The 11,311-nt window shown below is 41.3% G+C and carries 8 protein-coding genes; 4 read left to right on the top strand and 4 right to left on the bottom strand.

Annotation, left to right across the window (positions count from 1 at the left end):
- Positions 1-258: 258 nt before the first annotated feature.
- Positions 259-537, bottom strand: coding sequence for a hypothetical protein (locus CDG79_RS27255; protein ID WP_104900922.1), 279 nt, complete (start codon positions 535-537; stop codon positions 259-261).
- Positions 538-897: 360 nt separating this feature from the next.
- Between CDG79_RS27255 and CDG79_RS27245 the strand changes: the two genes are divergently transcribed.
- Positions 898-1,347 carry a DUF3598 family protein gene (locus tag CDG79_RS27245; RefSeq protein WP_094344896.1) on the top strand — a complete coding sequence of 150 codons (450 nt, stop codon included), beginning with the start codon at positions 898-900 and terminating at the stop codon, positions 1,345-1,347.
- A gap of 125 nt (positions 1,348-1,472) precedes the next feature.
- The gene (gene hisS / locus CDG79_RS27240; protein ID WP_094344895.1) at positions 1,473-2,861 is read left to right on the top strand and encodes a histidine--tRNA ligase; all 1,389 of its coding nucleotides are present in this window, start codon (positions 1,473-1,475) and stop codon (positions 2,859-2,861) included.
- Between the two features lie 297 nt (positions 2,862-3,158).
- On the opposite strand, the gene CDG79_RS27235 is transcribed toward hisS, so the two are convergent.
- Positions 3,159-4,205 carry a glycerate kinase gene (locus tag CDG79_RS27235; RefSeq protein WP_094344894.1) on the bottom strand — a complete coding sequence of 349 codons (1,047 nt, stop codon included), beginning with the start codon at positions 4,203-4,205 and terminating at the stop codon, positions 3,159-3,161.
- A gap of 15 nt (positions 4,206-4,220) precedes the next feature.
- Entirely contained in the window at positions 4,221-4,553 is a 333-nt protein-coding gene (locus tag CDG79_RS27230) for a DUF565 domain-containing protein (RefSeq protein ID WP_094328519.1), read from the bottom strand.
- Positions 4,554-5,113: 560 nt separating this feature from the next.
- Between CDG79_RS27230 and CDG79_RS27225 the strand changes: the two genes are divergently transcribed.
- Both CDG79_RS27225 and CDG79_RS27220 read left to right on the top strand, forming a co-directional pair.
- A complete protein-coding gene (locus CDG79_RS27225) occupies positions 5,114-5,737 on the top strand; it encodes a hypothetical protein (RefSeq protein ID WP_094344893.1) in 624 nt (207 codons plus the stop codon).
- 179 nt (positions 5,738-5,916) lie between these two features.
- Positions 5,917-7,833, top strand: a complete 1,917-nt coding sequence (locus CDG79_RS27220) for an ArnT family glycosyltransferase (protein WP_094344892.1) — start codon at positions 5,917-5,919, stop codon at positions 7,831-7,833.
- A 164-nt stretch (positions 7,834-7,997) separates the two neighbouring features.
- Here CDG79_RS27220 and CDG79_RS27215 read toward each other — a convergent pair whose 3' ends face one another.
- Positions 7,998-11,231, bottom strand: a complete 3,234-nt coding sequence (locus CDG79_RS27215; RefSeq protein WP_094344898.1) for an ATP-binding protein — start codon at positions 11,229-11,231, stop codon at positions 7,998-8,000.
- Positions 11,232-11,311 lie beyond the last annotated feature (80 nt).

Genomic DNA, 11,311 nt, shown 5'->3' with positions numbered 1-11,311 from the left:
CCTGCTCCCCTGCTCAAGAGTACAAGGTTTTGAGAGATGTGGTGAGAAATCCGGGACTTGCGTGGTGAGGCAGGCAGCACGGTCTTTCTCCAAAGGGAGAGGCTAGCGCCTTCGCAGAGCGTCTCGTAGAGAAGGGCGTTTCCCCATGAGCGACTGCCGAAAGGGTTTCCCGACTTGAGCAAAGTGTCAGTAGCGCTGAGAAAAAATAAGAGATTTTACTAGTCACCTTGAAAGGGCTATTTTTTAGGATTGCTATATCTACACACTCGTCGAAGCTTTTTTACCCAAAGCTTCTGCTTTCATTTTTGCATTTACTTTGGAATATTTGCTTAGAACAGGAGCGATTTCATCTATTTTTTCGGAAGATGGTGTTGAAATAGATAGATTAGAGCTAATTTCTTCTAGCTGAGGCTTCTCCTCAACTTTTCCTTCCCATGAGTAGTTGCAGATTTTACTGTGAAGTAGTGTACCTACTGTCACATTAATTGCAAAGGCAAAGGAATCTACAAAGATTATATCTATAGCTTGATTAATCATGAGTTCCTCTTGAGCTTTATTGAGCTTCAAGTAATAGTTGATGTTGACTACACAAGGGATAATGTCTTTTCCAGAAAGGAAATATATTTTGTAGCCGTAGTACTTAGTAAGTTGATGTCAAATTTAGAACGTGTAAAAAGATAGTATCTGTAAGAGGAAAAGTAGAGCGATGGCTTGTATGGGTTTTTGACTCTAAACTCCTTAAACATTTCGGTTTTAATCTCGAACTGCTTTGCTTGCTTATCGGTTAACTTATGGGTGTACTTGGCAACGATCGGATTTATCTTGATAATGAAAGTGTGTGTTTTAAGCATTAAAGAGCATCACAAAAATTACAAATTCTAAAAAGGTTGATACAGCATGGTTTCTAATATTCGACAAGAAATGCCCGTACTTGCCCGTCACGAGGGAGATTGGGTAGGAACTTATACATTAATTGATACAGCAGGAAAAATCCTCGACAGTTATGAGTCTCACTTAACTTGTCAATTTCCAGAAAATGGCCCTCATCCCTACTACCAAATTAATCGCTATAAGTGGTCTGATGGGAAACGAGAAGAATATGAATTTCCCGGAAGCTATAAAGATAATAAACTCTGGTTTGACACCGATCGCATTCAAGGTAAAGCTTGGGAAGCCGATGATTCAATTGTGATTTTGTGGTTTACTTATAAAACAAACCCAGAAATGAGCTTATACGAAATGATCTACATTAGTCCTGACAATAACAATCGTGCCCGCACTTGGCATTGGTTTAAGAACAATAAAATCTTTCAATGCACCTTAATTCAAGAAGAACGGCTAAAATAGTAATTTCTGTTCTCAAACATAATCATTCATTATTCTCCAGTCCGCGCAGGCGGACTTTGTTTGTGTAGCCACGATTTCTAGTAGTTAGGCTTTCATCTCAAATAGCAACTTAGTAAGGTACACGTATGGCAAAAGTTGACAAAATAAACTTTTCTACTCCTAGTGGTTTCCCAGAATTTCTGCCTAATGAAAAGCGTCTAGAATTATATTTACTAGATATCATCCGTAGAGTTTTTGAAAGCTACGGATTTACGCCCATCGAAACACCTGCTGTAGAACGTTTAGAAGTGCTGCAAGCTAAAGGAAACCAAGGCGATAATATCATTTATGGCATCGATCCGATTCTTCCACCAAATCGACAAGCCGAGAGAGATAAATCCGGCGAAACGGGTTCGGAAGCAAGAGCTTTAAAGTTCGATCAAACAGTTCCTTTGGCGGCTTATATTGCTCGTCACCTAAATGAGTTAACCTTTCCCTTTGCTCGCTACCAAACTGATATGGTTTTTCGGGGAGAACGGGCGAAAGATGGGCGTTTTCGTCAATTCCGCCAGTGCGATATTGATGTAGTTGCTCGTAAGGAACTCAGCTTACTTTATGATGCTCAGATGCCTGCAATTATCACTGAAATATTTGAAGCAATTAACATCGGTGATTTTCTCATTCGCATAAATAATCGCAAAGTTCTTACAGGTTTTTTTAAGTCAGTTGGAATTACCGAAGATAAAATTAAATCATGTATTAATATTGTTGATAATCTAGAAAAAATGGGTGAAGTTAAAGTAAAGCAAGAATTAGAAAAAGAGGGAGTTTCAGGAGAACAGACGCAAAAAATTATTGATTTTATTAAAATAGATGGTTCCGTTGATGAAGTATTAGATAAGCTTAAGCATCTCGCCCAAAGTCTACCAGAAACAGAGCAATTAAGCCTGGGAATTAGCGAATTAGAAATATTAGTTGCAGGCGTGCGTAATCTCGGAGTTGCCGAAAATCGCTTCTGTATTGATTTATCCATTGCTCGTGGACTTGATTACTATACTGGTACAGTTTACGAAACAACCTTATTAGGACATGAAGCTTTAGGTAGTATTTGTTCTGGCGGTAGATATGAAGAATTAGTTGGGGTATTTTTGGGTGAAAAAATGCCTGGTGTCGGCATTTCTATCGGCTTAACTCGCTTAATTAGTCGGTTGTTAAAAGCGGGTATTCTTAGTACCTTAGCTGCTACACCAGCCCAGGTGATGGTAGTAAATATACAAGAAGATTTAATGTCAACTTATTTAAAAGTTTCGCAAAATCTTCGTCAAGCTGGAATTAATGTTATCACTAACTTTGATAAGCGTCCCTTGGGTAAGCAATTTCAGCTAGCCGATAAGCAAGGAATTCAATTTTGCGTAATTATTGGTTCTGAAGAAGCAGCAGTGCAAAAGTCTTCGCTGAAAAATTTGAAAACAGGTGAGCAAGTAGAAGTGTTACTTGTAGATTTAGCTGAAGAAGTTAAAAGAAGGCTTGGCTAATATACTTCTAAAATCTCTTTTTCTCTCTGCGCCCTCCGCGTCTCTGCGGTTCAAAATCTTTTTATTTAACCACAGAGGCATAGAGAACACAGAGTCAAGAAGTTAATTTGATTAACTGACAAATCTTTTTTGTTGCAGCTTAACAAACTTGGTCAGTCAAGTAGGGGGTAAAATAGATTTTATATAGATATTTGGATTAGGTTGCACCTTAATCAAGCAAAAATATATGACAATACTCAACACTCGTAATTTATCCTTAGAAGAAGTTCATCGTCTGTTTGTTTGAGAACTAACGCCCTAAGTGCGATCGCAATAAACTTCACCAAAGCTACGATCGGCATGGATCTCAATCACTAGATCGACCACTGTTGCATCTTTTACCAACGGCTTGATAAATAATTCCGGGTGAAGCGATCGCCAAAAATAATTGACAAATTGCTCTATCTCTGAATTGCTCATCCCCGACTTCCCCGCAGCAATCATCTGCTGTTCCGCCTGTTTGCGCCACTCCAAAGAACAGCGATAATCGGTTGGATAGAGCAAAATTAAGCTGTCTAATCGCTCCCACAGTGGTAAATAATCATGGAGGCGACGATTCATATCACGGGCAAATGCTCTATCTTCATCTGTGAAAATTGGCGGCTGTGCAGTATCAAATATATCTTCGTTAATTGGTCGTACACCCACAAACCAACCTTCAAATAGTACAATATCTACACCTGTTATCATTTCTGGATTAGTGCGATCGCCAGCACCTTTGTATGCAGATTTATCAAAGCGGGGAACCATAACGGAATTTTGCGACTGGCGGATTTTATCTAGTACATCTAAGCCTAAATCTACATCGTGGGTTCCTGGTGGGCCGCGCCAAATCAAGCGGGGATCTTGCTGTGTTAAAACCAAGCGATCGCTGTAAGTTTTATATAAGTCATCCAAAGACAAACTCAGAGTCCGGTATCCCAACTGATTCAAAATCAAGCTGAGAACCTTAGACATTGTGGTTTTACCAGTGCCTTGTCCTCCTAATATTCCCTGAATCAGAGGGCGTTCCAACTGTTGGCGCTGCGATGCTAGTTTGATCCCCAAAGGCAGCCACAAGTCCCACAAAACTTGTAACATTTCCTTGGGTTCGATTTGGAGGGTAGTTTGGCAGAATTGACTGAAAGCTGGGAGGACAGATTTTAGTAACTGCGATCGCTTTTCTATTACTTCATCGACATTTTCTGGCGCAATCCCAAAAGCTTTAGCCCTTAACTTATCTGCCAGCGCTGCAACTCTAGCTTGTTGCTGCCAAGTTTCCCCCAGCGTATCCGTTACCAAAATTTCACCCAGCCACAAATTCATAAATTCCTCATCTCCCTACGATCCCAGCTTAAAGGCTTCAAGAAACAGGCTGTAAGTGAAACCAACTTTAAGGAGATTTAGTGAGTCTACAAAGAGCGATCGCTTGGCGAAAAAGCTCTGACTGTAAAATATCCTACTAATAACTTCCGTCAACACTACAAAAAAACCAGCTACCACAATATCTAATTCTGCCCGTTGACCGGCTGTAGTGGAAACTGCGTTTCCCAGAAAAAAACCGAACAAAAAACTAATTATCAGCAACGATAGCCGCCGCCAAGGATTTAAAAACCATTGACCCAAGCGTGTAACAATGGCATCAAACAAGTTATTGAGACGGGTATTTTGCATCACAATGACTTCTAAGTAAAAGTCAAGATATCTTGAAATATCTCTATATTAGGTAAGGAAGATATTAGTTTTAGTCTAAGCTTATTTGTTAATATTATATATGTATCCTGGATCTCCAGTGTTAATCCAAATTTGCACATCCGATCGTCTTTCAGAAAGTACAGTCCCTTCAAAGGGTACTTATTGTAACGCAAGATGAAATATATATCTTAGATTTATCTAAGGTTTACCAAAGAACGCCTTGTTGAAGCCGTTAGCGGTTTCAGTAAATTCTTATTTTTTATACAAATGAATTGGCTGGCGCGGTATCTAATTTTATTATTTTTATCCAAGCCTACGGTCAATACATAAAATAAAGGGTGTCTGTAACCCTTGTCTATCAAACATCAAGGGAATTATTTCCTCCAAATATTTTCCGATAAAAATGATATTTATAATACATTAGTATCCCTAATTTTAGGAAAGTCTATATTAGGATACTTTCTATGATTGGCTCTTGTGATAATAGGCTACTATTTGGTCAAGCCTAGACAAAATATTTATTTCTAATAACTATCAATATGAAATATTCAGTGTATCGTAACGTCGGTATTACAGCTTCTTGCTTGGGACTGCTTGTTGTGTTGGTAGGATGCTTTGGAGTGAGTGTATCCTTTGAGTCCACAAACCCAGATACATCTTCACAACTGCCAACAGAAACTCAAGGGTGGGAGACAACTTCCTCTACACCTGTTTCATCTGAAAAAGGTATTTCCGCTAATCTATCTACTCCAAGCAATCAAGTAGAACATAGTATTAGAGATAATACTTATCCTGTCTTGGCAGAGCGTGATAAATCAGCAAGCATTGCCAAGAGTGAAGGGACTTTACGGATGAGCAATCAAACAAATCAGCCTGTGCGATTGGCTCTACTGGCACGACAGTCAGTAGCAAAAGGCTCTAGTACTAAACAGACTCACTATGATATACCGGCACATTGGGATTTTGCTCCCCAAGAAGGTAGTGAGAAGGGACTGGTTTTATCCCTACCTCAGAATAATTTAAAACTGGAGAAGGGAGATATTTTAGTTGCTTTTGCACAAGATGGTTCCCGTCGTTACTGGGGCCCCTACGTTGTCGGTGAAACTCAATTACCTAAATGGAATTCCCAAAATAGGGAATGGCAACTAGTGCTGAGTCCATAGTTAGTAGCGCTAACAGCACCCTCGATCGTTCGGTCAAACTTTTATTTTGACATTGTAGGCAGTGTCTACCCTACAGTTGGTAGAGTACTGAGTAGAGGAAAATTATTAAATTAAAAACTCCGAAGAACAAAACATAGATAACCGACGACTATTGAGTAGTGATTGTTGACTATTGACTAATGAGCATGAATTTGAGTGTTAAGCACACTGTTGATCGGTGGTTCAACAAGATAGCAAAGAATCCAGCCCTGAGCGTAACTGTATCCATTTTGTGGTTAATGGTGATTGGCTGGATAGCTTTTGGGTGGAATTTGGGCAACACTGGCTTGATTGATGAGACAGAGCCGCTATTTGCCGAAGCTTCCCGCCAGATGTTCGTTACAGGTGATTGGATAACCCCATTTTTCAATGGTGACACTCGTTTCGATAAACCTGCTTTAATTTACTGGTGTCAAGCGATCGCATATCACATGATTGGGGTGAATGAGTGGGCGGTACGCCTTCCTTCTGCGATCGCAGCATTCGGCTTAATTTGTTTAGCTTTTTACACCGTACAGTGGTATTTAACTAAACAAGACGAACTAGAGCAAGTTTCACGTCCTACTCGTCGCTACTTAACATCTTTTACAGCAGCAGCGCTCATGGCACTCAATCCCGAAACTATTATTTGGGCGAGAACGGGTGTCTCTGATATGTTGCTTACCGGATGTATGGCATCAGCTTTGTTATGTTTCTTTTTAGGGTATGCAGGCAAAGATGGGGCTGGGGGCTGGGGACTAGGGACTGGGAAACAGGGAATTGCAGGAAGTGGGGAGGAATTTTCCCAATCCCGGAGCGAAGCGAACTCCCCATTCCCTAATAAGTGGTACTTAGCTTTTTATGTGCTAATTGCTGGAGCAATTTTGACTAAAGGCCCAGTGGGAATTGTCTTACCGGGGCTAATTGTTGGTGCCTTTTTGCTTTACGTGGGAAGGTTTCGAGAGGTATTGCGAGAAATGCGCCTCTTGGTGGGTATGCTGATAATTTTGGGTTTGTCAGTGCCCTGGTATGCTTTAGTAATTTGGCGCAATGGCTGGAATTACATTAACTCCTTTTTTGGTTATCACAACCTGGAACGCTTTACAGAAGTAGTTAATGGTCACTCAGCACCTTGGTATTTTTATTTTATAGTGGTGCTGTTGGGTTTTGCACCATGCTCAGTGTATATACCAGTAGCAGTAGTCAGGCTTAAGTTTTGGCAGCGATCGCATTGGCGATCTGTTGAACGTTTTCAGCAGTTTGGTTTATTCGCCTGGTTCTGGTTTGCTAGCATCTTTGGCTTTTTCTGCATTGCTGTTACCAAACTCCCTAGTTACGTATTGCCTTTAATGCCAGCAGCAGCCATCCTAGTGGCGCTATTGTGGAGCGACTTTTTCCAGGATACAGAGGATAGACAAACAATTCCTATTTCCTCCTTTCCCACTTTTCTCCGAGTGAGTGGTTGGTTGAATGTAGTGTTTTTATCAGTTCTGTCAACAGCACTGTTTAACATAACCCACATATTAGGTACCGATCCAGCTATAAGTAACTTCCATGAACTAATTCAAAAATCTGGTTTACCAGTAATAGCCGGCGTAATGTGGTTGGTTTCTGCCATTTTAGTTGCGGGTTTTTTACTGAGTCGTCAATGGAAGCACATTATCAGTATTAATTTAATCGGGTTTGTGGCGTTTGTAATTTTTGTTTTAACGCCTGCTTCGTTTTTTATCGATCGAGAACGTCAATTACCTTTAAGAGAATTATCTGCGGTTATCCTAGAAGCAAAACAACCAAATGAAGAATTGATCATGCTTGGTTTCAAAAAGCCTAGTGTGGTATTTTATAGCCACATTCATGTAAATTATTTAGGATTTCCCCAAGAAGCTATAGAGCATATTAAAAACCAGGCTGCCAAAGGGTTAAAACCTCCATCGGTGCTGCTATTGGCTGAACAGAAAAAGTTTTTACAAATGGACTTACAGCCAGATGATTACAAGAATTTATCGACAAAGGGTGCTTATAACTTAGTTCGAGTTCCTTTTAAAAAAAAGAAAAATGAAAAAATAGATATATCTTAAAATTGNTCATTTGTCATTTGTCATTTGTCATTTGTCATTTGTCATTTGTCATTTGTCATTTGTCATTTGTCATTTGTCATTTGTCATTTGTCATTTGTCATTTGTCATTTGTCATTTGTCATTTGTCATTTGTAAATAACCAATAACTAATGACTAATGACCAATTAACATTTACCATTGTAACCGTTGACAGCTAATGCTTGATTGATCTGGTTTAAGAGGTCTTCCATTGATATGGATCGCGGTAAGATTCGGGTAGCGATCGCACCAACAACAGTCTCTATAGATTCCAAACCATTCTTCTTCTGCTTGTCAATTTTGTTGTAAGCTACCCCAGCCGGAAAAGTGGTTTCTGAGCGATTAAATCGCTGATTTAGTACTACAATCGGTGGTAATTTGTCAGGTGAATCTCCTAATGTTTTCAAGGCTTTTAGCACATCTTTGTGGATAGCGGATTCTCCTAAACAAATTAGCAGTAAGTCAACGCTTTGGTGGCGAATTTGTTGTAACACTTCTGCCCAACAAGGACTCATCGCCGCTTTGAAGCCTGCTGTTTGTAGGTACTGAATTAAAGCTTGGAACCACTCAGACCCCCGTTCAGCAGTTTCACTACTAATTGAGCAATTTTTTTCTATCTGATAACCCTTAGTCTGCTTGCGTCTTACCTGTGGAAAATCACGCAACATTGTCAAATCCACTACCAAGATGTTAGGAGGGCAGCAAATACCAGAAGCAATTTGCAGTACTGACAATAAGGCATCTGTTTTCTCAATGCGACTGCTGTTGTCTTTGCTAAATGGTGTTAAGTAAGGAAATACAGATAACCCTGGTATTTTAGAAGCAATGAGAGTAGTTGCAACATCGCAAGTAACCAGTGGTATAGCCGCCAAACGTGGATGCTGAATTAGTTGTTGTAGATAAATTTGGGCGATGGTACTTTCGACATCTAGCAAAATGACATCAAACTGCCATACCCGTGCTAAAAGTTCTGCCTGATCTAGATCGTCTACTTCAATCACCCGATGTTCTCGAAGTGAGGAGTGGGGATTGACCGATTCCAACTGGGGATTCACCAATCGGAGAATTCGCAGTGGGGTTTTAGGTGGAATAATCGCGCTATTGTCTAACCCTTGCTGCGGAACTGCTTGTGCAGTACATAATTTTTCTAGAACTGGTGCTAAGACTTGATGCTCTACTGGCAAACTTAAGAAACCATCGGCTCGGTTAGCAAATGCTCGATCTTTTTCGGCTCCCGTCGCAGTCACAATTACAGATATATGACGGGTTGCGGTGTCGGATTTTAGTAAAGTTAGCACATCCCAACCTGATAGCAGGGGTAGTAACGGATTCAAAAATATTGCTATTGGTTGCAAGCGTCGAGCTTTTTCAACTGCTTCTGTCCCCGATCGCGCAATTACTACCCGATATCCTAAACCCTTGAGTTTTTCGGTCAAGTCTTCAATATATCGGGCTACTGCCTCGACTACCAAGACCAAGCGTTGCGAACTCGCGGGATGATGCTGTGTGTGTGTGGACTTACCGATCTGCTGACGAGCTGCTGCGGGGTTTTCCCGTGTCTGTTGGTGTCGCGTCTCCTCTTCTTCTCTGATTCCCATATCTGGCTCAGAAAAGCCTGTTTTTGGAGGAGTAGGCGGCAGAAGTAGGGTAAAGTGGCTACCTTTACCTTCACGAGATAAGAAACTGACATCTCCTCCGTGGAGGCGAGCCAAGGCCCGAGTTAATACCAGTCCCAAACCAGTGCCTTCAAATTGGCGGGTAAGGGGATTTTCCAGTTGTTGAAATTTTTGAAAGATTAGGTGTTGCTGGTGTTCAGGAATGCCAATACCTGTATCCCAAATTGTAAAGGCAATCCATCCTTCCCAACGACTCACCCGCAGCCCGATTTCGCCGGATATTTCGGTGAATTTAAAGGCATTGGAAAGTAAGTGGACTAGCATCTGCCGTAAGCGCAACTCATCTGCCACCATCTGATCTAAGCCTAGTTCAATAGAAAGGCAGAATTGGGGAGCAGATGAGCGGGCATTTTCTTGAGTTTGGGATGTCGTTTTGGTAGTTTGAGTGTGGATGGCTTTGGCTTCTGATAAGGCGCGATCGCACACAGCCTGAATTTTCACCGGAGTTAGCGTCAAATCCATTTGTCCCGTTTCCATCCGGGTCAAATCTAAAATGTCGTTAACCACACTCATCAGGTGACGGCCACTTTGATGAATCAGCCCCGCATAACGGGCTTGACGCTCGTTGAGTTCTCCCAACTGTTGATCTACAAGCAAGCGCGATAATCCTAAAACGGCGGTTAGGGGAGTTTTGAGTTCATGACTAATACAAGCTAAAAACTCGTCCTTTAGGCGATTTAGTTGAATTAAATCGGCATTTTTTGCAGATAATTCTTTGCAAAGCTGCTGCTGTTCAGTCACATCAGTAGCTAAAACTAACCACAAATCATTGCTGAGTAAAACCTCTGACTCAGAAATCATCACTTGAAACTCAGGACTATCTAAGGGAATTTTGGCAAATTGCCAGATTCGCTCCTGACCATTTTGCACTTGGACAACGCAGGTACAAGTACCCACTTGACTATCCAAATAGCAGCGACTGTATACAGAATCTGGTGATGCTTCTTGTTGAGTCAGTTCTTGTTCAGCACAACGCTCATTCTCCCTAGAATTGGGATGAACTTTGATTGCCCGTTGGCTGACATATTCTGATTTTTCGGAGGACTTAGGAACAAGTATTGCCTCCACCTGTTGCCTAACTCCTTCTGGATCTTTCAAGGCTCCTAATTGCTGCCACCAAGCGGGATTTCTGGCTAACACCTCGCCAGTACCAGTTTGCAACATCAAAGGCCAAGGTAGTCTTTCTAGCAATAGTATCAGTGGCTGGTGTCCTAATGACTTGGGTTTATTTGACTCCTGGCGCGACCTCTGGATGCCTGAACTTTGTAACCCAGCCATGCGTTCCTTAGCCAGCGATCGCAATAGGCGCGAACTATCCAGCAACCCTAAATATCGACCATCAGAGTCAATCAGCGCCCAATCTAAGTTCTGGTATTTTTCGCCTTGTGGATAACACAAGCGCAAGCTTAATTGCTCTACACGTTCAGAAGCTGATATTGTCTGTATTGGCTCAATTAGACCTTGACCCCAGATAGAGACAGATTGCTGTAAATTTAGATTTTTATTGTCACTATGTGCTAATAATTTTTGGATTAAACGGGCAGAATACAGCAATCCTATAGGGCATTGCTGCTGATTCAGTACTACCAAGCGATCGCACTGCTCTTGCTCAAAAATCTCCAGCACTACTGCCAAAGAAGATGTTTGGAGGCAGCTAGGTACGGTTGCCTGAAAGTCATAAAGCGGGTAATCTAGCATTAACATAGGGCTTTGGGGGTCATTCTTCCTGTGGAAAGCTCCGGCATCTCCATCTGCCAACTGTTGATGGTCTTTTCGCCTGAAGC

Origin of the sequence: Nostoc sp. 'Peltigera membranacea cyanobiont' 232 (assembly GCF_002245985.1) — a bacterium.
Taxonomy (GTDB): domain Bacteria; phylum Cyanobacteriota; class Cyanobacteriia; order Cyanobacteriales; family Nostocaceae; genus Nostoc.
Note: the sequence above shows the minus strand (reverse complement) of the source record. Positions and strands in the feature narration are given on the sequence as shown.

Coding starts and splice junctions, on each gene's coding strand:
- CDG79_RS27245 (WP_094344896.1), top strand. CDS start 898: ATGGTTTCTAATATTCGACAAGAAATGCCCGTACTTGCCCGTCACGAG.
- hisS (WP_094344895.1), top strand. CDS start 1,473: ATGGCAAAAGTTGACAAAATAAACTTTTCTACTCCTAGTGGTTTCCCA.
- CDG79_RS27235 (WP_094344894.1), bottom strand. CDS start 4,205: ATGAATTTGTGGCTGGGTGAAATTTTGGTAACGGATACGCTGGGGGAA.
- CDG79_RS27230 (WP_094328519.1), bottom strand. CDS start 4,553: ATGCAAAATACCCGTCTCAATAACTTGTTTGATGCCATTGTTACACGC.
- CDG79_RS27220 (WP_094344892.1), top strand. CDS start 5,917: ATGAGCATGAATTTGAGTGTTAAGCACACTGTTGATCGGTGGTTCAAC.
- CDG79_RS27225 (WP_094344893.1), top strand. CDS start 5,114: ATGAAATATTCAGTGTATCGTAACGTCGGTATTACAGCTTCTTGCTTG.
- CDG79_RS27255 (WP_104900922.1), bottom strand. CDS start 537: ATGATTAATCAAGCTATAGATATAATCTTTGTAGATTCCTTTGCCTTT.
- CDG79_RS27215 (WP_094344898.1), bottom strand. CDS start 11,231: ATGTTAATGCTAGATTACCCGCTTTATGACTTTCAGGCAACCGTACCT.